This window comes from Streptomyces sp. 4N124 (assembly GCF_052245395.1).
In the GTDB taxonomy this organism is placed as follows: Bacteria; Actinomycetota; Actinomycetes; order Streptomycetales; family Streptomycetaceae; genus Streptomyces.
Genome location: NZ_JBQQBS010000074.1, coordinates 12,679 through 37,055, shown reverse-complemented (window position 1 = coordinate 37,055; position 24,377 = coordinate 12,679). Strand labels below are relative to the sequence as shown.

19 protein-coding genes are annotated in these 24,377 nt (G+C 69.1%); 9 read left to right on the top strand and 10 right to left on the bottom strand.

The annotated features are described in order from the left end of the window. Positions 1 to 11 precede the first annotated feature (11 nt). The 4 genes from dnaK to ACTWQO_RS42935 are packed head-to-tail and all read left to right on the top strand — an operon-like array spanning position 12 to position 4,161. On the top strand, positions 12 to 1,859 hold the full coding sequence (dnaK, locus tag ACTWQO_RS42950) for a molecular chaperone DnaK (RefSeq protein ID WP_443242815.1): 1,848 nt from the start codon (positions 12 to 14) through the stop codon (positions 1,857 to 1,859). Continuing rightward, on the top strand, positions 1,856 to 2,500 hold the full coding sequence (grpE, locus tag ACTWQO_RS42945; protein WP_443242814.1) for a nucleotide exchange factor GrpE: 645 nt from the start codon (positions 1,856 to 1,858) through the stop codon (positions 2,498 to 2,500). The genes dnaK and grpE overlap by 4 nt, the downstream gene beginning before the upstream one ends. A gap of 36 nt (positions 2,501 to 2,536) precedes the next feature. Continuing rightward, entirely contained in the window at positions 2,537 to 3,709 is a 1,173-nt protein-coding gene (gene dnaJ / locus ACTWQO_RS42940) for a molecular chaperone DnaJ (protein WP_443242813.1), read from the top strand. A gap of 5 nt (positions 3,710 to 3,714) precedes the next feature. Beyond that, positions 3,715 to 4,161: a heat shock protein transcriptional repressor HspR gene (locus tag ACTWQO_RS42935; RefSeq protein ID WP_443242812.1), complete on the top strand. Its 447-nt coding sequence runs from the start codon at positions 3,715 to 3,717 to the stop codon at positions 4,159 to 4,161. Positions 4,162 to 4,241: 80 nt separating this feature from the next. Here the strand turns inward: ACTWQO_RS42935 and ACTWQO_RS42930 are convergent, their stop codons facing one another. Genes ACTWQO_RS42930 through ACTWQO_RS42920 form a run of 3 tightly spaced genes read right to left on the bottom strand, consistent with a single transcriptional unit; the run spans position 4,242 to position 10,409 of the window. Further along, entirely contained in the window at positions 4,242 to 6,659 is a 2,418-nt protein-coding gene (locus tag ACTWQO_RS42930) for a PA14 domain-containing protein (protein ID WP_443242811.1), read from the bottom strand. 36 nt (positions 6,660 to 6,695) lie between these two features. Next, complete coding sequence (locus ACTWQO_RS42925; RefSeq protein ID WP_443242810.1) at positions 6,696 to 8,417, bottom strand: PA14 domain-containing protein; 1,722 nt, start codon at positions 8,415 to 8,417, stop codon at positions 6,696 to 6,698. 21 nt (positions 8,418 to 8,438) lie between these two features. Beyond that, on the bottom strand, positions 8,439 to 10,409 hold the full coding sequence (locus ACTWQO_RS42920; protein ID WP_443242809.1) for a PA14 domain-containing protein: 1,971 nt from the start codon (positions 10,407 to 10,409) through the stop codon (positions 8,439 to 8,441). A 295-nt stretch (positions 10,410 to 10,704) separates the two neighbouring features. Between ACTWQO_RS42920 and ACTWQO_RS42915 the strand changes: the two genes are divergently transcribed. Then, complete coding sequence (locus tag ACTWQO_RS42915) at positions 10,705 to 11,811, top strand: sugar ABC transporter substrate-binding protein (RefSeq protein WP_443242808.1); 1,107 nt, start codon at positions 10,705 to 10,707, stop codon at positions 11,809 to 11,811. A 40-nt stretch (positions 11,812 to 11,851) separates the two neighbouring features. On the opposite strand, the gene ACTWQO_RS42910 is transcribed toward ACTWQO_RS42915, so the two are convergent. From ACTWQO_RS42910 to ACTWQO_RS42900, 3 genes are read right to left on the bottom strand one after another with little or no spacing between them, the layout of a single operon-like run. Further along, positions 11,852 to 12,694 (bottom strand): transglutaminase family protein, encoded by an 843-nt coding sequence (locus ACTWQO_RS42910; protein ID WP_443242807.1) that lies wholly within the window; start codon positions 12,692 to 12,694, stop codon positions 11,852 to 11,854. Between the two features lie 2 nt (positions 12,695 to 12,696). Next, positions 12,697 to 13,629: an alpha-E domain-containing protein gene (locus ACTWQO_RS42905; protein ID WP_328439489.1), complete on the bottom strand. Its 933-nt coding sequence runs from the start codon at positions 13,627 to 13,629 to the stop codon at positions 12,697 to 12,699. Next, a complete protein-coding gene (locus ACTWQO_RS42900) occupies positions 13,626 to 15,167 on the bottom strand; it encodes a circularly permuted type 2 ATP-grasp protein (RefSeq protein WP_443242806.1) in 1,542 nt (513 codons plus the stop codon). The genes ACTWQO_RS42905 and ACTWQO_RS42900 overlap by 4 nt, the downstream gene beginning before the upstream one ends. A 268-nt stretch (positions 15,168 to 15,435) precedes the next feature. Here ACTWQO_RS42900 and ACTWQO_RS42895 point away from each other — a divergent pair, with 268 nt between their 5' ends. Further along, positions 15,436 to 16,458 carry a LuxR C-terminal-related transcriptional regulator gene (locus tag ACTWQO_RS42895; protein WP_443242805.1) on the top strand — a complete coding sequence of 341 codons (1,023 nt, stop codon included), beginning with the start codon at positions 15,436 to 15,438 and terminating at the stop codon, positions 16,456 to 16,458. On the opposite strand, the gene ACTWQO_RS42890 is transcribed toward ACTWQO_RS42895, so the two are convergent. Together ACTWQO_RS42890 and ACTWQO_RS42885 are read right to left on the bottom strand one after the other, a co-directional pair. Continuing rightward, positions 16,421 to 17,401, bottom strand: a complete 981-nt coding sequence (locus ACTWQO_RS42890; RefSeq protein ID WP_443242804.1) for a helix-turn-helix transcriptional regulator — start codon at positions 17,399 to 17,401, stop codon at positions 16,421 to 16,423. The two genes, ACTWQO_RS42895 and ACTWQO_RS42890, sit on opposite strands and share 38 nt — an antisense overlap. After that, positions 17,398 to 18,435 carry a helix-turn-helix transcriptional regulator gene (locus ACTWQO_RS42885; RefSeq protein ID WP_443242803.1) on the bottom strand — a complete coding sequence of 346 codons (1,038 nt, stop codon included), beginning with the start codon at positions 18,433 to 18,435 and terminating at the stop codon, positions 17,398 to 17,400. The genes ACTWQO_RS42890 and ACTWQO_RS42885 overlap by 4 nt, the downstream gene beginning before the upstream one ends. A 266-nt stretch (positions 18,436 to 18,701) precedes the next feature. Between ACTWQO_RS42885 and ACTWQO_RS42880 the strand changes: the two genes are divergently transcribed. Beyond that, on the top strand, positions 18,702 to 19,040 hold the full coding sequence (locus ACTWQO_RS42880; protein WP_443242802.1) for a hypothetical protein: 339 nt from the start codon (positions 18,702 to 18,704) through the stop codon (positions 19,038 to 19,040). A 308-nt stretch (positions 19,041 to 19,348) separates the two neighbouring features. Further along, on the top strand, positions 19,349 to 21,946 hold the full coding sequence (gene clpB, locus ACTWQO_RS42875) for an ATP-dependent chaperone ClpB (RefSeq protein ID WP_443242801.1): 2,598 nt from the start codon (positions 19,349 to 19,351) through the stop codon (positions 21,944 to 21,946). 37 nt (positions 21,947 to 21,983) lie between these two features. Here the strand turns inward: clpB and ACTWQO_RS42870 are convergent, their stop codons facing one another. Then, positions 21,984 to 22,115 carry a hypothetical protein gene (locus tag ACTWQO_RS42870; protein ID WP_443242800.1) on the bottom strand — a complete coding sequence of 44 codons (132 nt, stop codon included), beginning with the start codon at positions 22,113 to 22,115 and terminating at the stop codon, positions 21,984 to 21,986. A 137-nt stretch (positions 22,116 to 22,252) separates the two neighbouring features. On the opposite strand from ACTWQO_RS42870, the gene ACTWQO_RS42865 reads away from it, so the two are divergent. After that, on the top strand, positions 22,253 to 22,780 hold the full coding sequence (locus tag ACTWQO_RS42865) for a YbjN domain-containing protein (protein WP_210579884.1): 528 nt from the start codon (positions 22,253 to 22,255) through the stop codon (positions 22,778 to 22,780). A 107-nt stretch (positions 22,781 to 22,887) separates the two neighbouring features. Here ACTWQO_RS42865 and ACTWQO_RS42860 read toward each other — a convergent pair whose 3' ends face one another. Beyond that, on the bottom strand, positions 22,888 to 24,078 hold the full coding sequence (locus tag ACTWQO_RS42860; RefSeq protein WP_443242799.1) for a pyridoxal phosphate-dependent aminotransferase: 1,191 nt from the start codon (positions 24,076 to 24,078) through the stop codon (positions 22,888 to 22,890). Positions 24,079 to 24,377: the final 299 nt, after the last annotated feature.

The following is a 24,377-nucleotide window of genomic DNA, read 5'->3' as shown; positions in this document are numbered from 1 at the left end:
AGGAATCAACCATGGCACGTGCGGTCGGCATCGACCTGGGCACGACTAACTCCGTCGTCAGCGTTCTGGAGGGCGGTGAGCCCACCGTCATCACCAACGCCGAGGGCGCCAGGACCACGCCGTCCGTCGTCGCCTTCGCCAAGAACGGCGAGGTGCTCGTCGGCGAGGTCGCCAAGCGCCAGGCGGTCACCAACGTAGACCGGACCATCCGCTCGGTGAAGCGGCACATGGGCACGGACTGGAAGATCGAGCTCGACAACAAGCCCTTCAACCCGCAGCAGATCTCCGCGTTCATCCTGCAGAAGCTGAAGCGCGACGCCGAGTCCTACCTGGGCGAGAAGGTGACCGACGCGGTCATCACCGTCCCCGCGTACTTCAACGACTCCGAGCGTCAGGCGACCAAGGAAGCCGGTGAGATCGCCGGTCTCAACGTCCTTCGTATCGTCAACGAGCCGACGGCCGCCGCTCTCGCGTACGGCCTCGACAAGGACGACCAGACAATCCTCGTCTTCGACCTCGGTGGCGGCACCTTCGACGTGTCCCTGCTGGAGATCGGCGACGGCGTCGTCGAGGTGAAGGCCACCAACGGTGACAACCACCTCGGTGGTGACGACTGGGACCAGCGCATCGTCGACTACCTGGTCAAGCAGTTCGCCTCCGGTCACGGCGTGGACCTGGGCAAGGACAAGATGGCCCTCCAGCGCCTCCGCGAGGCCGCCGAGAAGGCCAAGATCGAGCTGTCCTCCTCCACCGAGACCTCGATCAACCTGCCCTACATCACCGCCTCCGCCGAGGGCCCGCTGCACCTGGACGAGAAGCTCACCCGGGCCCAGTTCCAGCAGCTGACGGCCGACCTGCTGGAGCGCTGCAAGACCCCGTTCTTCAACGTGATGAAGGACGCCGGCGTCTCCATCAACGAGATCGACCACGTCGTCCTCGTCGGTGGCTCCACCCGTATGCCCGCCGTTGCCGAGCTCGTCCGCGAGCTGACCGGCGGCAAGGACGCCAACAAGGGCGTCAACCCGGACGAGGTCGTCGCCATCGGCGCCGCCCTGCAGGCCGGTGTCCTCAAGGGTGAGGTCAAGGACGTCCTGCTCCTCGACGTGACCCCGCTGTCCCTCGGTATCGAGACCAAGGGCGGCATCATGACCAAGCTGATCGAGCGCAACACCACGATCCCGACGAAGCGCTCCGAGATCTTCACGACGGCCGAGGACAACCAGCCGTCCGTGCAGATCCAGGTCTACCAGGGCGAGCGCGAGATCGCGGCGTACAACAAGAAGCTCGGGATGTTCGAGCTCACGGGCCTGCCGCCGGCCCCGCGCGGTGTCCCGCAGATCGAGGTCGCCTTCGACATCGACGCCAACGGCATCATGCACGTCACGGCCAAGGACCTCGGCACCGGCAAGGAGCAGAAGATGACCGTCACCGGCGGCTCCTCGCTGCCGAAGGACGAGGTCGACCGGATGCGCCAGGAGGCCGAGAAGTACGCGGAGGAGGACCACGCCCGCCGCGAGGCCGCCGAGTCCCGCAACCAGGGCGAGCAGCTCGTCTACCAGACGGAGAAGTTCCTCAAGGACAACGAGGACAAGGTCCCCGGTGAGATCAAGACCGAGGTCGAGGCCTCCGTCGAGGAGCTGAAGGTAGCCCTCAAGGGCGAGGACACCGCCGTCATCCGCACGGCCACCGAGAAGGTCGCGGCCGTCTCCCAGAAGCTCGGCCAGGCCATGTACGCCGACGCCCAGGCCGCGCAGGCCACGGGCGGCCCGGAGGGTGCCACCGACGGCGGCGCCAAGGCGGACGACGACGTCGTGGACGCCGAGATCGTGGACGACGAGCGCAAGGACGGTGCGGCGTGACCGAGGAGACCCCGGGCTTCGACGAGAAGCCCGACGTCCCCTCCGGCGCGACCCCCGACGACGCCGAGCCGCAGGCCGCTCCCGAAGAGGGAGCGGCCCCGGCCGGGGACGTGAACGCAGAAGCGGGCCTGCTGGCCCAGCTGGACCAGACGCGTACGGCGCTCAGTGAGCGCACGGCGGACCTCCAGCGGCTCCAGGCCGAGTTCGCGAACTACCGCCGCCGGGTCGAGCGCGACCGGATCGCGGTCAAGGAGATCGCCATCGCGAACCTCCTGACCGAGCTCCTGCCCGTGCTCGACGACATCGGCCGCGCCCGGGACCACGGCGAGTTCGTCGGCGGATTCAAGTCCGTCGGGGAGTCGCTGGAGACCGTCGCGGCGAAGATGGGACTGCAGCAGTTCGGCAAGGAGGGCGAGCCCTTCGACCCGACGATCCACGAGGCGCTGATGCACTCCTACGCGCCGGACGTCACCGAGACGACCTGCGTCGCGATCCTCCAGCCGGGGTATCGCATCGGCGAGCGCACCATCCGCCCCGCGCGGGTGGCGGTCGCCGAGCCGCAGCCGGGCGCGCAGACAATCAAGGCCGAAGAGGCCGAGGCCGGCGACGACAAGGAGAACGGTGGCCCGGACGAGGGCTGACGTTGAACTGACGACGAGAGAGGAGGGACGTCGAGGATGAGCACCAAGGACTTCATCGAGAAGGACTACTACAAGGTCCTCGGCGTCCCCAAGGACGCCACCGAGGCCGAGATCAAGAAGGCGTACCGGAAGCTCGCCCGCGAGTACCACCCGGACGCCAACAAGGGCAACGCCAAGGCCGAGGAGCGCTTCAAGGAGATCTCCGAGGCGAACGACATACTCGGCGACCCCAAGAAGCGCAAGGAATACGACGAGGCACGCACCCTCTTCGGCAACGGCGGATTCCGCCCGGGGCCGGGCGCGGGCGGCGGCAACTTCAACTTCGACCTGGGCGACCTCTTCGGAGGCGCCCCCCAGGGCGGGGGTTCCGGAAGCTTCGGCGGCGGCATCGGTGATGTCTTCGGGGGCCTGTTCAACCGGGGCGGCGCCACCACGCGCACCCAGCCGCGACGCGGCCAGGACATCGAGTCCGAGGTCACCCTCAGCTTCACCGAGGCGATCGAGGGCGCGACGGTCCCGCTGCGGATGTCCTCGCAGTCCCCCTGCAAGGCCTGCTCGGGCACCGGCGACGCGAACGGCAACCCGCGGGTCTGTCCGACCTGCGTGGGCACCGGCCAGGTGGCCCGGGGTTCGGGCGGCGGCTTCTCGCTCACCGACCCCTGCCCGGACTGCAAGGGCCGCGGCCTGATCGCGGAGAACCCCTGCGAGGTCTGCAAGGGCAGCGGCCGGGCCAAGTCGTCGCGCACCATGCAGGTCCGTATTCCGGCCGGGGTGTCGGACGGCCAGCGCATCCGCCTGCGCGGCAAGGGCGCACCCGGTGAACGGGGCGGCCCGGCAGGCGACTTGTACGTGGTCGTCCATGTCGACGCCCACCCGGTGTTCGGCCGCAGGGACGACAACCTCACCGTCACCGTCCCGGTGACGTTCACCGAGGCGGCGCTGGGTGGAGAGGTCCGGGTCCCGACGCTGGGCGGCCCTCCCGTCACCCTGAAACTGCCGCCGGGCACGCCCAACGGCCGCACCATGCGGGCGCGGGGCAAGGGCGCGGTCCGCAAGGACGGCACCCGCGGCGACCTGTTGGTCACCGTCGAGGTGAGTGTTCCGAAGGACCTGACGGGGAAGGCTCGTGACGCGCTTGAGGCGTATCGCGAGGCGACCGCGGGTGAGGATCCGCGGGCGGAGCTGTTCCAGGCCGCGAAGGGAGCTTGATGGAGATGGACGGCCGTCGACGCAACCCGTATGAACTGACCGAGGAGACCCCGGTCTACGTCATCTCGGTGGCGGCCCAGCTGTCCGGCCTGCACCCGCAGACGCTGCGTCAGTACGACCGCCTGGGCCTGGTCTCCCCGGACCGCACCGCCGGCCGGGGCCGCCGCTACTCGGCCCGCGACATCGAACTGCTCCGCACCGTGCAGCAGTTGTCGCAGGACGAGGGCATCAACCTCGCCGGCATCAAGCGCATCATCGAACTCGAGAACCAGGTCGCCGCCCTGCAGTCCCGCGTCGCGGAACTCCAGGCGGCCCTGGACGGCGCGGCGGCGGCGATGCAGCAGCGCGAGGCGGCGGTGCACGCGTCGTACCGCCGCGATCTGGTGCCGTACCAGGAGGTACAGCAGACGAGCGCGCTGGTGGTGTGGCGGCCGAAGCGGCAGCAGGACTGACCTACCTCTGCGAAAGGGGCCCGGAGGCTGAACCTCCGGGCCCCTTCGCGTTGCTCACGCGCGGTCAGAGCCGGTCCCCGTCAGAGCCAGTCGTCCCAGATGCCGTAGGCCTCCTGCTCCCGGATCTCCTCGTTGCCCGCCGGGTCGGTGTACACGGCCCGGTAGTAGTACAGCCCGAGCCGGTCCTCGTGCACCGTCTCGTCCAGGTGGAACTTCGGGTCGTGGACCTCGCCGGTGGCGAACAGGGTCCAGGTGCCGGTGACCGCGTCCCACTTCTCCCAGCGGTAGTCCGTGAAGTCACTGCATGGCGGGTCGTAGATCGTCTCGCCGCAGCGGACGTAGAGCTCCGGGTACTGGTCCTCGTACACGGTGGTGCCGGTCCAGCCCGGCGGCCGGGTGTCGGGCAGGGTGACCGAGACCTCGGCGGGGTGGAAGGCCTCGGGGCCGGCGTACGAGTCGATCAGGCCGGAGCCGTCCGTGGCGGCCACCTTGTAGACGTGGGCGGCTCCGTCGGGGACCGTCGGGCAGAGGATCTCGGTGGCGGCCAGGGAGTCGCCGGTCCAGCAGTTCTCCTTCCAGGCCGTCTCGCCGGTCTCCGGGTCGGTGACGCCCTGCCACACGCGGTAGCCCGTGACGTCGTCGTCGGCCGGAGGCGTCCAGGTCAGCCGGACGCCGAGCGGAATCACCTCCGCGGTCAGGTTCTCGACCGGGGCCGGGCGCTGTGTGTCCGGGAAGGTCGCCGTGGCGGCCGGGCCGGGCTGCGACTCGTGCCCGTAGGTGTCGACGGTCACGATCCGGTAGTCGTACGTCGTCTCGGAGGCGCCCGAGACATCCCAACAGGTGCCGCGGAGCAGCTTGCTGCCGGCGTACGCGGGGACGTTCGCACCGGTGACCCACGACCAGGACACCGACGGGGGCTCCATCGTGTCGTTGAACAGTTCGTTCGGCTTGCACAGGTCCACGGTGGTCCTCTCGCCGGTCGCCGGGTCGGTGCGGACGATCTCGTACGAGAGGTACTTGCCTCCGTCGAAGGTCCACGGATCGACGCTCTCCCACTCGATCATCACCCCCTCCTCGAACCGGCTCGCGGTGGTCTCGTACGCGGGGATCGCCTCGGGCCGGTCGGCCATCGTCAGGGTGACCTCCACCGGAGCGGCGGCGTTGCCCTGCGCGTCCAGCGAGCGCACCGCGTACCGGTAACTGTCGAAGACCGCGGCCAGCTGGCGCGGCACGACGTCGGTCTGCGCGGTGGTGCCCCCGCCGGGCAGCGCGTCGCTCCAGCCGCCGGTCGCGGGGTCGTACTGGACGACCTGGTAGGAGGCGGCCCCGTCGACGGCGGACCACAACAGATGCGGGACGCCCGACCGGTACGTCACGCGCACGTCGGTCACAGGTGCCGGGGGCGTCAGGTCGGCCGTGGTGAACGTGGTGGCGGCCGAGTAGGCGGACCAGTTGCCGGCGGCGTCGCGCGCTCGGCCCCGATAAGTGACCTTGCTGCCGTCGGCCGGGTACCCGGTGTCGCAGATCGCGCCCTTGGCACCGGTGTAGACGGTGGACCAGGTGCCGGTGGCGGGGTCGAGCCGCTGCATCTCGTACCACGCGATGTCGGCCGCGTTCGCCGAGGTGGTGACGAGCTGCGGCGCCGCGTAGGGCTGGTCGACGGGGCAGGCGTCCCACTCGACGAACGGCGCGGCGGGCGGGGTCCGGTCCACGGTGACGACTGCCTGGTCGGAGGTGCCGGCCGAGGAGTTGCCGGCCTTGTCGTAGGCGCGGACCTCGTAGTAGTAGGTGTCGCCGGTCATCGGAAGGGCGGTGTCGGTGTACGACGTCGACGTGGTCGTCTTGAGCGGAGTGCTGCCGAACGACGCGCCCTTGAGGCGGCGGTAGATGCGGTATCCGGCGAGGTCCATCTCCTTGTTCTTGGCCCAGGTGAGCTTGGCTCTGCCGGTGGCCTGGTCGTACGAGAGGGAAGTCCCCGTCGGGGTGAGGGGCTTGACCTTGTCGATGGTCGCGGACGTGCGGGGCGTGTAGTTGAACTTGACGCTCGCGCTGCCGGTCCAGTTGACGTAGTCGACGCGGATCGAGTGCTTGCCGGACGGGATGGTGACGTTGGCGGTCTTGGAGACGGTCGTGGAGGTGTTCTTCCACAGGTCGATCTTGCGGACGCCGTCGACGTAGACGCGGATGCCGTCCAGGGCGGAGGCGTTGAGAGCGAACGGACCGCCGGAGCCGAAGTCCCTGGTCACTGTCCAGCGGACGCCGAAGTTGTTGCTCGGCAGACCCGAGGCGGGGGCGCCGGACCAGTTCTGGTCGATCGTGGTGTCGCAGTCCGTCTTCTTCGGGGTGCCCGAAAAGGTGGTGTTCGCAAAGAACTGCCGCTTGAAGACGGGGGAGGTGCAGCTGACGGCCGCGGACGCGGGGGTCGCGGCGGCGAGCAGGCCACCTGCTGTGGCGAGCACGACGGCGGCCACGGTCGTCGTGCGTCTGGCTGGGCTCATGGGCTCGGGTTTTCCTGTGAGTTGGAGGTGTGTGGCTCAGGCGGCCGGTGTGGTGATCGCGTAGTCGCCCGCGGGTGCGCTCTCCGTGCCGTCGGCGGCGACGGCGGTCACCCAGTAGAAGGACGTGGTGCCGCGCTTCGCGCCCGTGTCGATGAAGGACCTGTCGCCGCTGTTGCGGTCGGCGATCTTCTCGTAGGCCGACGTGGCCGGGTTCCAGCGGTAGACGCGGTAGCCGCCGGCCGCCTCGGGGGCGGATTCGCCGAGCCCGGTCCAGGTCAGGGAGTTGCCCCCGTCGCCCTCCGGTGCCACCGCCTCCAGCTCCAGCGGGGAGCCCTCCGGCGTCGCCACGCTGGGTGTGACGTCGAGCTCCGTCTCCACCACGATGTTGGCCTCGCCGGTCCACTTCCAGCTGGAGAGCCAGTTGTCGTCGTACGCGTCCACGAAGAAGCACGCCTCCTCGCCGTCCGGCAGGGTCGCGTACTCGTATGACGTGGTGTCGGCGAACAGCCACTCCACCTCGTGCACGGAGCAGACCTTCTCCTCCTCGTCGCCCACGAGTTCACCCCGGTAGACGAGGTACCGTCCCAGGTCGGGCGCCGGGTTCGGGTCCCAGCTCAGCGTGAAGCCGTACGCGGTCGGTGTGGCCTTCAGCCCGGTCACCGCGGGCGGCGGGGTCCGGTCATAGCGGGTCGCCTCGACGGCGGCGGACCGGACGGACTCGTTGCCCGCCGTGTCCAGGGCGGTCACCCGATAGCTGTAGGAGCTGCCCTCGACCGCCGAAGTGTCCAGGTACGAGGGAGCGTTGGCGTCCCCGACCCTCACATACGAGGTGCTCCCGCTCGGCGCCCGGTACACGCGGTACGACACCGCTCCGGTGACCGCGGTCCACGTGAGCCGGAGCCCGTCCGTCACGGAGTCGGCCTCCACATCGGCGGGCACGGCGGGGGCGGTGCGGTCGGCGGTGACGACGGCCTTGTCCGCCGTACCGGCCGACTCGTTGCCCGCCCTGTCGTAGGCACGGACCTCGTAGTAGTAGGTGTCGCCGGTCACCGGGAGGGTCGTGTCGGTGTACGTCGTGGCAGTGGTCGTCTTGAGCGGAGTGCTGCCGAACGACGCGCCCTTGAGGCGGCGGTAGACCCGGTATCCGGCGAGGTCCATCTCCTTGTTCTTCGCCCAGGTGAGCTTGGCCTTGCCGGTGGCCTGGTCGTACGAGACGGAAGTCCCCGTCGGGGTGAGGGGCTTGAACTTGTCGACGGTCGCCGAAGTGCGGGGCGTGTAGGCGAACTTGACGCTCGCGCTGCCGGTCCAGTTGACGTAGTCGACGCGGATGCTGTGCTTGCCGGACGGGATCGTGAGGTTGACCGTCTTGGAGACGGTCGTGGAGGTGTTCTTCCACAGGTCGATCTTGCGGACGCCGTCGACGTACACGCGGATGCCGTCCAGGGCGGAGGCGTTGAGCGCGAAGGGCCCTCCGGAGCCGAAGTCCCTCGTCACCGTCCAGCGGACGCCGAAGTTGTTGCTCGGCAGACCCGAGGCGGGGGCGCCGGTGCCCCAGCTCTGGTCGATCGCCGGGTCGCAGTCGGTCTTCTTCGGCGTACCGGAGAAGGTGGTGTTCGCGAAGAACTGCCGCTTGAAGACGGGGGAAGTACAGCTCACGGCCGCGGTGGCCGGGGCCGCGGTCGCGGCGAGGAGGCCGCTCGCGGTGGTGAGCACGACGGCGGTCGCGGTGACCGCCGTTGTGCGTCGTACTCGGTTCATTCGGTACTCGGGTCCGATCTCTCAACTGACCTTGAATATGAGCGTGCTGGAGGGACCGACCCGCCCGTAGACATCCACCGTCGCCACTTCGACGCGGTACTGACCGTGTGTCGCCGGCGTCCAGGTGAAGCTGGTGTCCGTGGTGGTCGGGTACCCCGACTCGTCACCGAAGGCCATGACGTGCCACCGGTAGCCGCCGATGCGCCGGTCGTCGCCCGCGGGGCGGGACATCGTCACGGTGAACGGCTGGCCGGTGCCGCCGTGTGCCGCGCAGTCGTTCGCCGTGCACTCGGTGTACGGCGCCGAGAGCGCTAGGCCGGGCGCCAGGGGCGCGGTGGCGGTCGCCGGGGTGAGGCGGTCCACCGTGGCCGGGGCCGAGGGGAGGGAGTCGTCGCCCTCCCCGTTGACGGCGGCGACGTAGTAGGACGCGTAGCCCTTGGGAGCGGTGGTGTCGTCGAACGTGGGCGCCGTGGTCAGGGTGTCGTTGAGCAGGGTCCAGCCGCCGTCGGGTGCGGTGCGCCGGTAGACGCGGAAGCCTTGCACGAAGGCATCGGGGTTCTTCCAGGTCACGCGGGTCGCGCTGTCGAGCGGCTTGGCGGTGACGGCCGAGGGCGCGGGGATCGAGGCCGCTGCGGGACGGATGGCCCGGCCGGACACCGAGCTGAGGGCCACGTTGCCGGCCGCGTCCACGGGGTACACCTTGTACTCGACGCTGCTGCCGACCGGCGCCGACTCGTCGAGCCACGACGTGCCGGTGACGATCACCGGCCCGGTGAACTCCGGCTCGGTCAACCGCCGTGTCCACACCTGGTACTTCACTGTGTCGGCATCCGTGCTCGCATGCCACCACACGTTGTTCCCGGCGGTGGTGCCCGATGCCTGGACGGTGCTCACCGGGGCGGGCGGGTCCAGGTCGATGTCGTCGGTGGTGCCGATCGCCGTCGGCGCGGACTCGTTGCCGACCGTGTCACGCGCGGTGACCCGGTAGTACCAGGTCTTGTACAGGGCGTACGACGGCTTGTCCTCGAACGACGTGCCCGGGATCCAGTCGGACACCTCCGAGAACGGACCTTCGGGCGAGGTCGACCGGTAGACGCGGTACGTGACCTCCCCCGCCACCGGCTGCCACGCGATACGCACCGAGGCGTCCAGCCTGCTGACCGTCATCCCCGAGGGCGTCGCGGGCGGGGTCGCGTCGACGGTCGTCACGGCCTTGTCGGGTGTGCCGGCGGAGACGTTGCCCGCCTTGTCGTAGGCGCGGACCTCGTAGAGGTACTGCTCGCCCGACTTGGGGATCGTCGAGTCCGTGTACGACGTCGACGTGGTCGTCTTCAGCGGAGCGCTGCCGAAGGACGTCCCCTTGAGGCGCCGGTAGACCTTGTAGCCCGCGAGGTCCATCTCCTTGTTCTTGGCCCAGGTGAGCTTGGCCTTGCCGGTTGCCTGGTCGTACGAGAGGGAAGTCCCCGTCGGGGTGAGGGGCTTGACCTTGTCGACGGTCGCCGATGTGCGGGGCGTGTAGTTGAACTTGACGCTCGCGCTGCCGGTCCAGTTGACGTAGTCGACGCGGATGCTGTGCTTGCCGGAGGGGATCGTGAGGTTGACGGTCTTAGTCACCGTCGATGACACGTTCCTCCACAGGTCGATCTTGCGGACGCCGTCGACGTACACGCGGATGCCGTCCAGTGCGGAGGCAGTGAGGGCGAAGGGCCCTCCGGAGCCGAAGTCCCTCGTCACCGTCCAGCGGACGCCGAAGTTGTTGCTCGGCAGACCCGAGGCGGGGGCGCCGGACCAGTTCTGGTCGATCGTGGTGTCGCAGTCCGTCTTCTTCGGGGTGCCCGAAAAGGTGGTGTTCGCGAAGAACTGGCGCTTGAAGACGGGGGAGGTGCAGCTGACGGCGGCGGAGGCGGGGGTGACGGTGGAGAGCAGGCCGCCGGCGGTGGCGAGCACGACAGCGGTCGCGGTGGCCGCCGTCGTGCGTCTGGCTGAGTTCATTCGGTCCTCGGGTCGGGATCGGAACGACGGAAAAGAGCTGCCGTGATCACGACTCGCGAGGAATGGAGTTGGTTGTACGGATCTCAACCTCTGCTGGGGGCGCACCGGATGGAGGGTCCGTAAAGGGGGTTTGGAGGCGAATATCCCAGGCCTTCACAGGTGAAGCGGAGGGTGATGTTGCCATCTCGTTAAGTAGTTCCGCTTGACGCAGACGGGCGCGGACGCGTTGGCTTTTCAGTCACCTGGGTCGCAATGCTGCGCCCACGTCCGGAAGACACCAGAAGTGAGCCCCTTCATGCGTCGTACCGCCATAGCTCTGGCCGCGTCCACGATGACCCTGTCGCTCGCCTCCTGCGGCGTGCTCAACGCATCAGGCGAGGCCAGTGACGCGAGCCCGACCAAGGGCAACGACATCACCGTGGGGCTGCTGCTGCCCGAGACGGCGAACTCCCGTTACGGCAGCTTCGACTACCCGATCATCAAGAAGAAGGTCGAGTCCCTCACCCGGAACCAGGGCAAGGTCCAGTACGCCAACGCCGACGCGAGCGCCGACAAGCAGGCGACCCAGCTGCAGAAGATGATCGACGACGGGGTCGATGTGATCCTGCTGGACGCGGTCGACTCGCACGCCGTCGCGGACGGCGTGAAGAAGGCCAAGGACGCCGGTATCCCGGTCATCGCCTACGACCGGCTGGCCGAGGGCCCGATCGACGCGTACATCTCCTTCGACAACTCGCTGGTCGGCGAGGTCCAGGGCCGCACCCTCGTGGAGGCGCTGGGCAACGGCGAGGACGCCTCGAAGAAGATCGTCATGATGAACGGCTCGCCCACCGACCCGAACGCCAAGCAGTTCAAGGCGGGCGCGCTCGACGAGCTGACCGGCAAGGTGGACATCGAGGAGTCCTTCGACACCAAGGACTGGAAGCCGGAGAACGCCGAGGCCAACATGAAGCAGGCCATCGACAAGATCGGCGTGGACAACATCGCCGGTGTCTACTCCGCCAACGACGGCATGGCCGGCGGCATCATCGACGCGCTGAAGGGCGCGGGCGTCACCGACATGCCGCCGATCACCGGCCAGGACGCCGAGCTGGCGGCCGTGCAGCGGATCATCAGCGGCGAGCAGTACATGAGCGTCTACAAGTCGTACCCGCAGGAGGCCGAGGCCGCGGCGGAGATGGCTGTCGCCAAGGTCCAGGGCAAGGACATCCAGTTCGACGCCCTCACCCGTGACAAGGTCGACAGCCCGACGAACAAGGACATTCCCGCTCAGCTCGTCTCTGTCGTCGCCCTGACGAAGAAGAACATCAAGGACACGGTCATCGCCGACGACATCTACCCGCTGTCGGACATCTGCACGAGCAAGCTCAAGAGCGCGTGCGAGGAGCTCAACCTGGGTTGATCCCGGGAGGAGGGCCGGAACACCCGGCCCTCCCGTCGGCTCAGCCCACCCTGGTGAACTCCACCGTCACCTCCGGCGGGCCGCCCGCCACGCCCCGGTAGATGCCCTTGTGCGGGGTCACGTCGTCGTAGTCGCGGCCCCGGCCCACGACCACGTGGGACTCGTCGGCCCTGGTGCGGTTCGTGGGGTCGTAGCCGGACCAGTCGCCCGCCCAGTACTCGATCCAGGCGTGGCTCTGCCCGGCCACCGGGCGGTGCAGTTCGGCCTCGCGTTCGGGGTGGAGGTAGCCGGAGACGTAGCGGGTGGGCAGGCCGATGGCGCGCAGGAGGGCGATGGTGACGTGCGCGATGTCCTGGCAGACACCGGCGCCCTGCTCCCAGGCCTCGGCGGCTGAGGTGTTCACGCCGGTGGCGCCGGGGATGTAGGAGACCCGGTCGGCGACCAGCCCGGACACCGCGATCGCCGTCTGGTGCGGGTCCAGGCCGGCGGAAGCCTCCCTTGCCCGCTCCACCAGCCCCGCCGGGACCGTCGTACGACTGGTTGCGTTCGCGAATTCGAGGAGGCGGGAGTTGGCTGTGCGCGCCGCTATCTCGGTCCAGTCGGGGGCGTCGGGCAGGGGCTCCGTCGGGGCCGTCTCGACGAGGCTCGACGCCGTGATCGTGACGTCGGCGTGCGGGTCCATGAGGTCGAAGCCGGTCACCTGGGTGCCCCAGTAGTCCCAGTACGACCAGGTCGCCGTCGCCGGGGCGATGCTGACCCGCGCGTCCAGGGTGGTCTGGCCGGGCAGCGTCAGCGGGGTCATGCGGACCTCGTTGTGGGACGAGGCGGCCGGCTGGGCGTACGAGACCTTGGTGATGTGCTTGATGCGGAGGCGGCGGGTCATGCTCACGCTCCTTCCTGGGCCCACTCGACGGGCCCCTGGTACGGGAAGAACCGCTCCGCCACCGCTTCGGCGGAGGCCATGCAGGACTGCCGCAAGTCGGTCAGCAACAGGGGTAGTTGCTCTTCCAGGGCATGGGAGTCCAGATACTCCAGGCGGGTGCGTATCCGCCCGATCGGGCGGCGCGCCGGGTCCTGGCGGGGGCGGCCCAGCGCCGTCAGGCACTCCTCGGCGGTCGTCAGCGCGTGCAGCGCCGAGCGCGGGAAGGCCCGGTCCAGGAGCAGGAACTCGGCGACCCTCGGGCTGTCGCCGAAACCGGTGTGCACGCGCGCGTACGCCTCGTCCGCGCCGCTCGCGCTCAGCAGCGTCGTCCAGTCCGGGGCATGGGCGGCGTCCAGCACGCGCACGGACAGCAACCGTACGGTCATGTCCACCCGCTCCAGGCTCCGGCCCAGCACGACGAAACGCCAGCTGTCGTCCCGGCTCATCGTGGAGTCGGCGAGCCCGAAGAAAAGGGCGGCCCGGCTGCGGACCAGCTCCAGATAGGCGTACGGGCCGGTACGGCGGGCCGCGCGCCGCTGTTCGCCGAGCGCGTGCCAGGTCGCGTTGAGGCACTCCCACATCTCGGAGGACACCGCCTCACGCGCGCTGCGCGCGTTCAGCCGGGCCGCGCCCAGCGCGCCCTCGATGGAGCAGGTCGAGTGGGCGTCGAACGCCAGCTGGTCCAGGACCTGCTGCATGTCGACGCGCTCGTCGCCCGCGTCGACGCCGAGGATCGCGTACAGCGACCGGCAGGCCGCGTCCTCGTCGCGCCAGGGGTCCTCCAGCATGCGGTGCAGATACGCGTCGAGAATGCGCCCGGTGGCGTCCGCCCGCTCGACATAGCGGCCGGTCCAGGTCAGCGCCTCGGCTATCCGGGACAGGATCACGTCGTTCACTGCTGCGCCCCTTCCTGTACGACGGTGGGGGAGCCGTCGGGTCCGAGCTGGCGGGGTGCGACGTCCGGGAGGCCGGCGGCGGGCGCCGGGGCGGGCCCGTCCGCGGGGCCCTCGGCCAGCACCCAGGTGTCCTTGGAGCCGCCGCCCTGGCTGGAGTTGACGATCAGGTTGCCCTCCTGGAGGGCGACCCGGGTGAGGCCGCCGGGGAGCACCCAGACGTCGTTGCCGTCGTTGACGGCGAAGGGCCGGAGGTCGATGTGGCGCGGCGCCATCCGCTCGCCCGCGAGGGTGGGGGAGGTGGACAGGGCGACCGGCCGCTGGGCGATCCAGCCGCGGGGGTCGGCGGCGACGGCCTTCCGGGTCCGCTCCAGGGTCTCGGGGCCGGCCTTCGGCCCGATGACGATGCCCTGCCCGCCGGCCCCGTCGACCGGCTTCACGACCAGCTGGTCGATCTGGTCGAGGACGGCCTCCAACTGGCCGGGCTCGTCGGGCCGGTAGGACTCGACATTGGGGAGAATCGGTTCTTCGGAGAGGTAGTAGCGGATCAGATCAGGGACGTACGTGTACAGCAGCTTGTCGTCCGCGATGCCGTTGCCCACGGCGTTCGCAAGTGTGACGTTGCCCGCCGTGGCGGCGCTCAGGATGCCGGGGCAGCCGATCACCGAATCGGGCCGGAAGTGCAGCGGATCGAGGAAGTCGTCGTCGAGCCGCCGGTATACGACATGGACGGGCACCTCGCCACGCGTGGTCCGCATCCAGACCCGGTTGTTCCGGCAGACCAGGTCGTGCCCCTCGACCAGCTGCACACCCATCAGCCGGGCGAGCAGGGCGTGCTCGAAGTAGGCGGCGTTGCTGGGACCGGGGGTGAGGACGACGACCCGGGGGTCGACCGTGCCGCCGGGCGCCGCGGCCCGCAGCGCGGCGAGCAGCCGTTGCGCGTACCCGTCCACCGGCAGCACATGCTGCTCCGTGAAGAGCGAGGGGAAGATCCTGGTCATCGCCCTGCGGTTCTCGATGACGTACGACACCCCGCTCGGGACCCGCACATTGTCCTCAAGGACCCGGAAGTCCCCGGCCTCGTCCCGTACGAGGTCGATGCCGGCGACATGGATGCGCACCCCGCCGGGTGGTTCGACCCCGTGGGCCGCCCGGTGGAAATGGGCGGAGTTGAGCAGCAGCCGCCAGGGCACCACACCGTCCTCGAAGGCGCGGCAGTGCCCGTAGGCATCGGAGAGGTAGGCCTCCAGGGCGCGCACGCGCTGGGCCACCCCGCGCTGGATCAGGTCCCATTCCAGGGCGTCGAGGATCCTCGGCACGAGGTCCAGTGGCCAGGGCCGTTCCTCGCCCGCGAAGGCGTAGGTCACCCCACGGTCGGTGAACGCCCGGGCCATCTGGTCCGCCCGGAACCGCAGCTCACTCGGCTCGATCGGCTGCAGAGCCGCCAGCACCGGCTCATAGGCGGTCCTGACCTCACCCGGCCGCACAAACATCTCGTCCCACGCATCGGCCAACGCGTATGCGTCAAATATGTCCGCCATGACTGGACGTTAAGGGCGGTACGTAACACGGCGATCACTGAGCGATTTCCGGCAGCTCACGCGGCGCTCGGGATTCCCTGCGCCCAAGCCGCCCCGGGCGTACGCCACACCACCGTCACCTTGTTGCAATTCAACGGAGGGAGGCGCGGAGATAGCCGGGCAAAGAGGCCGAATATCACCGCCACGCGCGGAGGAGGCGTGTTGCGGAGCAGGTCCGGTCCCTTCATAGTTGCGCTGCAAAGAGGCTGAACCGGGGGTGGGATGGGCGATGGCCGGGCACGGGACGGACGAGCATCCACACGGTGCTGACCGACTGTGCGATGCCGGGGATCGCGTGTATTCCCGGGCCGTACGGCGGGGCCGCGTGCGGCGTCAGGACGCGGAGCCGGTGCCGTGCCTGCTCGAACTCGCCCTGCTGCACCCGGACCCCGACGACATGGACTGGCTGGTCCCCACCTCACCGCAGGAGGTCATGACCCGGCTGCTGCGCGGGGTGTACGACGAGGTCAGCGCGAGCCAGCGGCGGGTCGGGTCGGTTGTGGCGGCCGTGGAGCGGTTCGCCGGACTCGGGCCGCGGCTGGCGTCGGTGTCGGCGGAAGGCACGTCGATCCGTGTGCTCGACGGCCTGTCCCGGATTCAGGCCGCCATGGACGAGGCGACCGAGGCGTGTACGTCGGAAGTGCTGACCGTGCAGCCGGGCGGCATCCGCCCCGAACACGAACTGACGGAGGGCCTCCATCGCGCCCTGGCCCTGCGCGGCCGGGGCGTACGCATGAGGGACCTGTACACCCACGTCGCCCGGCACGGCCAGGGCCTGCTCAACTACCTGGAGCTGATGGGTGACGCGGTGGAGGCCAGGACCCTGGACGAGGTCATCGACCGGCTGATCCTCTTCGATCGCACGGTGGCCTTCATCCCGGCGAACGCGGATCGCACGCTGGCGCTGGAGCTGCGTCATCCGGCGCTGGTCCAGTACTTGGTGACGGTCTTCGAACGGCTCTGGCGTCTGGCGATCCCCGTGACCGCCGCACTGCCCGACACGGGCATCGAAGGCATCTCGCACCGCGAGCAGTCCATCGCCGCACTGCTGGCTGAGGGCCATCAGGACGCGGTGATCGCCGAGCGGCTGGGGATCAGCGTCCGCACCTGCCGCGCCCACATCGCCCGACTCTCCGAGACCCTGGGCGCGGCCAGCCGCACCCAACTGGGCGTCCGTATCGCGCAGGTGGGGCTCGACGGCCCGCCCCGCTCGCTCACTGTTCCCGGTCAAGAATCCCCGACTGTCCGATGAGATAGCCGAGTTGAGCCCGGCTCTCGCTGCCGAGTGTGGCGGCGAGTTTGGCGATGTGGACGCGGGCGGTGCGGATGTTCATACCGAGGCGCCCCGCGATGACGGCGTCGGTGTGGCCTTCGATGAGGAGGCTTGCGATGGCTCGTTGACGGGGGGTGATGCCGTTGAGGGTGGGGCGCTGGACCGATTCGGGGTACATGGGGGTGGCAAGGCGCCAGAGGCGGTCGAAGGTGGTGGCGAGGTAGGAGACGATCGCCGGCTGGCGGATCTCCAGGGCAAGGGTGCCGTCGGGATTGGCGGGGATGAAAGCCACCGTGCGGTCGAGGATGACGAGGCGGTCGGTGATCTCGTCCAGGGAGCGGGCCTCGGCATCACCATGCAGGAGCTCGTGGTAGCCGACGATGGCGGGCACATGGCGAAGGGTGTGCTGGTAGAGGGTCCGGGACCGGCCGCCACGGTCCAACAGCGCCTGGTCGCGGGCCAGGGCCACGAGCCGGGCCGACTCCCCGCGCTCACCGAGAAGGCCGGCGTGAGGCTGGACGCAAAGCGCTTCCTGGCGCGCGTCGGCCATGGCCTGGGTGATGGCGCGGTTGATCTGCTCCGTGCCGTTGAGCACTGTGATCGTCGGTGTGTCCGCTGCTGCCGTATGCCGGCCGTCGATCCGCATCAGCGGCAGGAACACGGAGGTCAGCCGCTCCTCGAGTCGCCGCTCGTCGGCGATGCGGTCCTCGACGGTACGCAGCAACCGGTGCAGAGCGAAGGCCGGTGCGACGGGTTGCAGCCACCGCAGATCCTCGGCGTCCGGCTGCAGCAGCCCCAGGTCGACCAGGCACGGAGCCCCCTCCACGGCTTCGGCACCCACCCGCCCCTCGCGCAGGGCATGGGCGTACAGATTCAGGCCCGCGTCGCACAGCTCCTCCGCTGCGTGCGTGTGCGCCGTCACGGGTGGCCGTCCCCTCCCGGTGCCGATTGGTCCTGCTTCAGGATCCCGGACTGCGCTATGAGGAAGCCGAGTTGGGCGCGGCTTCCGCTGCCGAGGGCGGTGGCCAGCTTGGCTATATGGGCCCGGCACGTGCGTACGTTCATGCCCAGGCGGCGCGCTATGGCCTCGTCGACGTGCCCCTCGACGAGGAGCTTGGCGATGGAGTGCTGGATGTCCGTGATGCCGTCGGAGGCGGTTTCGTACGGGGCGCCCGTGCTCAGCGGTACCGCGCGGTCCCACAGGAACTCGAAGAGCTTGATCAGGTAGCGGACCAGGCCGGGGTGCCGGAGCTCCAGCGCCACCTGCTGGTCGTCGCGCGCGGGAATGAAGGCCACTGCCTCATCGCAGATGATCAGCCGCTCGACCAGTTCGTCGATCGTGCGGTACTCCGCCTTGCCGTTGGACAGTTGGGCCGTATAGGCCAGCTTCTCCGGGCTGTAGCGTGCCGTGTGCTGATAGAGGGTGCGAATCCTCACACCACGTTCGATCAGCTCCCGGTCCCGTTCCAGTCCCTGCATGAGCCTGCGCTCCGGGCGGTTGCCACTCGGCTGGATCGTGAGCATCTCGGACGTGCACTGGGCCGTGGCAAGGTTGAGCGCCGCGTTGATCCGTTCCCCGCCCTCCAGCACTGTGATCGAGTCGGTGGTCGTGGTCGCCTGGGCACTGAGGGCCATGAACGGCTCGAATGCATCGGACAGTTCGATCGACAGGCGCCTGCGCTCCGTGATCTCGTGCTCGATGGGATTGAGCCGCTGGGCCAGGGCGACCGCAGGGGGTATGGGGCGCAGCCACTCCGGATCGTCAGGGTCGGGTTGGAGGAGAGCGAACTCCATCAGACAAGGGGCGGGCCCCACATCGGCGCGGGCGATGCGTCCCGTGCGCAGCGCGTTCGCGTAGAGCCGCCCCCCTTCGTCGCACATCTCGCTCACCGTATGGGGATGCGTCGCATTAGTCCGATTCATCACCAAATCTCCACCCCCCAGGGTCCTGAACATGCAGGAACATGATGCATCGATAGTGTGGCCATGACGTGCCTGAATGAGCCATCGTCTTACCCGACGGGGGAAGAGGGACCTTCAAGTGAGGACGAAGCCGACTATGCGTAAGAGAATGCTTCGCTCGTTTCTTGTCGTCGCCTTCTCCGCCGTTGTGGCCTTCGGAGCGCTGAGTGGCCTCTCCGGTGAGAAGGGTGACGTAAGGGCGGACAGTGCCTGGCCGGCGATTGCTGTTCCCGTCGCGCCTGACACCGAGGGGAAATGACGTGACCACCCCACCCGACGACCGCTCTTTCCGCCGTGAAATGGCGACCGCCTACCGCTCCGGCTGGCACTTCATCGACCTCGCCACCGCCATCCCCCACAGCGGTGACTCCCTGATGGTGACCGTCTTCGGTGAGCCGGTCGTCGTCACGCGGGACGAGGACGAGGACGTCCGGGCGTACCGGTGTCTGCGGCGTCCTCGGGGGGCGCCGCAGCCGGTGAGGTGTGCCATCCGATATGGAATGATCTTTGTGAACCTCGACCAGCGTGACCACCAGCTGGCCGAACCCGAGGCCCCGGCCGCCCCACAGGCCGTCCCAGCCACCCCCCGCAGTGCCTGACGCGATTCCCCCGTCGTAACAGATCGCTAGGGTGCTCCCCCCCGCAGTGTCTTCACTTGGACCGGAACATTGTGACCCCGCTGCAGTTTTGCGGGATATTTCGGGACATCGACACAGCCGGTCTGTGGCTGGAAAACTCTCTGCGGGCCGAGTCGGCCAGGCCCCGGGAACGTATGTCCATGACGGTCCATGACGCCGGAACATAGCCGCCGAACCTCCCGTACACCTACTTGAGTGGAATAGACTCAACTTTGTGTACGTTGCTCACGTCAGTGTGGACGGCTGACGCTTAGGAGGAGAACGGATACGTGGACGCCGAGCTGACCAACCGGAGCCGGGACGCCATCAACGCGGCCAGTAACCGGGCCGTGCAAGAGGGACACCCCGATCTCACCCCGGCTCATCTGCTGCTCGCGCTGCTCGCGGGCCAGGAGAACGAGAACATCACCGACCTGCTCGCCGCCGTCGACGCCGACCAGGCCGCCGTACGGGCCGGCGCGGAGAAGATCCTCGCCGGGCTGCCCAGCGTGACCGGGTCCACCGTCGCGCCGCCGCAGCCCAGCCGTGAGCTGCTGGCCGTGATCGCGGACGCGCAGGCCAAGGCCAAGGAGCTGGGGGACGAGTACCTGTCCACCGAGCACCTCCTCATCGGTATCGCCGCGAAGGGGGGTCAGGCCGGCGACGTACTCTCCCAGCAGGGCGCCAGTGCGAAGAAGCTGCTGGAGGCGTTCCAGAAGAGCAGGGGAGGGCGACGGGTGACCACACCCGACCCCGAGGGCCAGTACAAGGCGCTCGAGAAGTTCGGCACCGACTTCACCGCGGCGGCCCGGGAAGGCAAGCTCGACCCGGTCATCGGGCGGGACCAGGAGATCCGGCGGGTGGTGCAGGTGCTGTCCCGCCGTACGAAGAACAATCCCGTCCTCATCGGTGAGCCCGGCGTCGGCAAGACCGCCGTCGTCGAGGGGCTCGCCCAGCGGATCGTGAAGGGCGATGTGCCCGAGTCGCTCAAGAACAAGCGGCTCGTCGCGCTGGACCTGGGCGCCATGGTCGCCGGGGCCAAGTACCGCGGTGAGTTCGAGGAGCGGCTGAAGACCGTGCTCGCCGAGATCAAGGACTCGGACGGGCAGATCATCACCTTCATCGACGAGCTGCACACCGTCGTGGGCGCCGGGGCCGGCGGTGACTCCGCCATGGACGCGGGCAACATGCTCAAGCCCATGCTCGCCCGCGGTGAGCTGCGCATGGTCGGTGCCACGACCCTCGACGAGTACCGCGAGCGCATCGAGAAGGACGCGGCGCTGGAGCGGCGCTTCCAGCAGGTGCTGGTCGCCGAGCCGACCGTCGAGGACACCATCGCGATCCTGCGCGGGCTCAAGGGGCGCTACGAGGCCCACCACAAGGTCGTCATCGCGGACAGCGCGCTCGTCGCGGCAGCCAGCCTGTCCGACCGCTACATCACCTCCCGCTTCCTGCCCGACAAGGCCATCGACCTGGTCGACGAGGCCGCCTCCCGGCTGCGTATGGAGATCGACTCCTCGCCTGTCGAGATCGACGAACTCCAGCGTGTCGTCGACCGGCTGAAGATGGAGGAGCTGGCGATCGGCAAGGAGACCGACCCGGCCTCCCGCGAGCGCCTGGAGAAGCTGCGCCGCGACCTCGCCGACAAGGAGGAGGAACTGCGCGGCCTGACCGCCCGCTGGGAGAAGGAGAAGCAGTCCCTCAACCGGGTCGGCGAGCTGAAGGAGAAGCTCGACGAACTGCGCGGACAGGCCGAACGGGCCCAGCGCGACGGCGACTTCGACTCCGCGTCCAAGCTGCTGTACGGCGAGATCCCCGCCGTGGAACGGGACTTGGAGGCCGCCTCCGAAGCCGAGGAGGAGGTCGGCAGGGACACCATGGTGAAGGAGGAGGTCGGCCCGGACGACATCGCCGACGTCGTCGGCTCCTGGACCGGCATCCCCGCAGGCCGCCTCCTGGAGGGCGAGACGCAGAAACTCCTGCGGATGGAGGAGGAGTTGGGGCGCAGGCTCATCGGGCAGAGCGAGGCCGTGCAGGCGGTGTCGGACGCCGTGCGGCGCACCCGCGCCGGCGTCGCCGACCCCGATCGGCCCACCGGCTCCTTCCTCTTCCTCGGCCCCACCGGTGTCGGCAAGACCGAACTCGCCAAGGCGCTCGCCGACTTCCTCTTTGACGACGAGCGGGCCATGGTCCGGATCGACATGTCGGAGTACAGCGAGAAGCACAGCGTGGCCCGGCTCGTCGGAGCGCCGCCCGGATACGTCGGCTACGAGGAGGGCGGCCAGCTCACCGAAGCGGTGCGGCGGCGGCCGTACAGCGTCATCCTGCTCGACGAGGTCGAGAAGGCGCACCCCGAGGTCTTCGACATCCTGCTCCAGGTGCTGGACGACGGACGCCTCACGGACGGGCAGGGGCGGACGGTCGACTTCCGCAACACGATCCTGGTTCTCACCTCGAACCTGGGCAGCCAGTTCCTGGTCGACCCGATCACCAGCGAGGCGGAGAAGAAGGAGCAGGTCCTGGAGGTGGTCCGCGCCTCCTTCAAGCCGGAGTTCCTGAACCGTCTCGATGACCTGGTGGTCTTCTCGGCCCTGACCAAGCCCGAGCTGGAGCGCATCGCCAGGCTCCAGATCGACCGCCTCACCAAGCGCCTTGCCGAGCGCCGCCTCACCCTTGAGGTGACCGACGAGGCCCTGGCCTGGCTGGCGGACGAGGGCATGGACCCGGCCTACGGCGCCCGCCCGCTGCGCCGGCTGGTCCAGACCGCGATCGGGGACCGGCTCGCCAAGGAGATCCTCGCGGGTGAGGTCAAGGACGGGGACACGGTCCGGGTGGACTCGTTCGGGGACGGGCTGATCGTCGGCCCGGCGACCGGCAAGACCCTCTGAGGGGGGCGCGGGGGGCTCCCGGAAGGAGCCCTCCGTGTCACCCAGCCACCACCCACACCGCGAGCAGGGTGAGGACGCCGGCCACGAGCGCCGCCGGCAGCCCCAGGATGAGGGCGACCACCCACCACCTGGTGCGTCCCACCGTGTCGCCACTCTGTGTCATCGCCATGAGCCCCACCCTTCGTACAGCGGACGTCCCCTACCGGTCAGATCCTGTCAGCTGACGGCTGACACTTCCCGTCGGGGTTGCCAACCGGGTCCCTTGGTGAGGGAGGATGGCGGAATCCGTACGAAGGGAAATTCACGGTGACCATCGACCCGTCCTCGATTCCGAACTTCGGGGGCCAGCCCGAGCCGCAGCCCCAAGGACCGGCGGGCCCCGTCGTCCCGGATCAGGACCTCGTTAAGCAGCTCCTCGACCAGATGGAGCTGAAGCACCTCGTGGACGAGGAGGGTGACCTCGTCGCACCGTGGGAGCAGTTCCGTACGTACTTCATGTTCCGTGGCGAGGGTGACCAGCAGGTCTTCTCGGTGCGGACGTTCTACGACCGGCCCCACCAGATCGACGAGAAGCCGCAGCTGCTGGAGTCCATCGACGACTGGAACCGGCGGACCCTGTGGCCCAAGGTGTACAGCCACACCCATGACGACGGCACCGTCCGCCTGATCGGCGAGGCCCAGATGCTGATCGGCACGGGCGTGAGCCTGGAGCACTTCGTCTCGTCCACGGTCAGCTGGGTGCGGGCCGCTATCGAGTTCGACAAGTGGCTCGTGGAGCAGCTCGGCCTCGAGCAGGAGGTCAACGAAGCGGAGAAGCCCGAGGACGACGAGTAAGTCCAAGTCCTGGTCTTCAGCGGAGCCCGGCCAGGGCACGGGCCACTGCGGCCGCGTGCCGGGGCCGGGCTCTCGCCGTCCACAGCCTGTGGAAAACCCTGCCGGCCTCAGCCGGCCAGCGCCTTCAACCGCTTCACCGCCTCCTCCAGCACGCTGGTCTGCTTGCAGAACGCGAACCGTACGAAGGGTGCGCCCGCCTCCCGGTGGTCGTAGAAGACGGCGTTCGGGATGGCGACGACGCCGGCGCGCTCCGGCAGCGCGCGGCAGAACGCGAAGCCGTCACTCTCTCCGAGGGGGCGGATGTCGGTGGTGATGAAGTAGGTGCCGGCGGGCTTGAACACCTCGAAGCCGCTCTCCACCAGCCCCGCCGCCAGCAGGTCCCGCTTGATCAGCATGTCCTCGCGAAAGGCCGTGAAGTACGTGTCCGGGAGCTGCAGCGCCTCGGCGACCGCGTACTGGAACGGCCCGGAGGAGACGTACGTCAGGAACTGCTTCGCCGACCGCACCGCCGTGACCAGCTCCGGCGTCGAGGTCACCCAGCCGACCTTCCAGCCGGTGAACGAGAACGACTTCCCGGCCGAGCCGATGGTGACGGTCCGCTCGCGCATGCCGGGGAACGTGGCCAGCGGCAGATGCTCGGCGTCGTCGAAGACCAGGTGCTCGTACACCTCGTCCGTGACCACCAGCAGATCCCGCTCGATGGCCAGCTCGGCGATCGCGGTCAGCTCCTCGCGGGTGAGGACGGTGCCGGTCGGGTTGTGCGGGGTGTTGATCAGCAGGAGACGGGTGCGGTCGGTCACCGCGTCGCGCAGCTCGTCCAGGTCGAGGCGGAAGCTGCCGTCGTGCGGGCGGAGAGTGACCGGCACGCGCGTGCCGCCCGCCATCGCGATGCAGGCCGCATAGGAGTCGTAGTACGGCTCGAAGGCGATCACCTCGTCGCCGGGTTCGAGCAGGGCCAGGAGCGAGGCGGCGATCGCCTCGGTCGCGCCCGCCGTCACCAGGACTTCACGGTCCGGGTCGTACGACAGCCCGTAGCGCCGCTGCTGATGTGCCGCGACGGCGCCGCGCAGCTCGGGGATGCCGGGACCCGGCGGGTACTGGTTGCCGCGGCCGTCGCGCAGGGCGCGCACCGCTGCTTCCCGGACTTCGTCGGGCCCGTCGGTGTCGGGAAATCCCTGGCCCAGGTTGATCGATCCGGTGCGCAGAGCGAGCGCGGACATCTCGGCGAAGATCGTCGTCCCGAACTCGGCGAGCCGGCGGTTGAGGAGCGGGCGTGCGCTGGAGGTCATGCCGGCCATCCTGCGCCCAAGCTCTGGACTTCCTCAACTCTGCTTTGACAGTCGGGACGGCCGGGCATGCCCAGGTCACGCAACCAACGGAGCGCCCACGGGGGGCCGCTCCGGGGTAAACGGAAGGAGGGTGGCGCCATGACCTTCGGCATCATCCTGACGGTCTTCATCGTCCTGTTCTTCGCGGCCCTGATCGCCAATGCGCGCAGGGGCGGCCAGGCGCGTCGCCGGCGCGCGGGGCGGTACAGCGGGAGCGCCGGTAGCGGTAGCGGCAGCTGGTGGGCCGGTGGGGGAGACAGTGGCGGCGG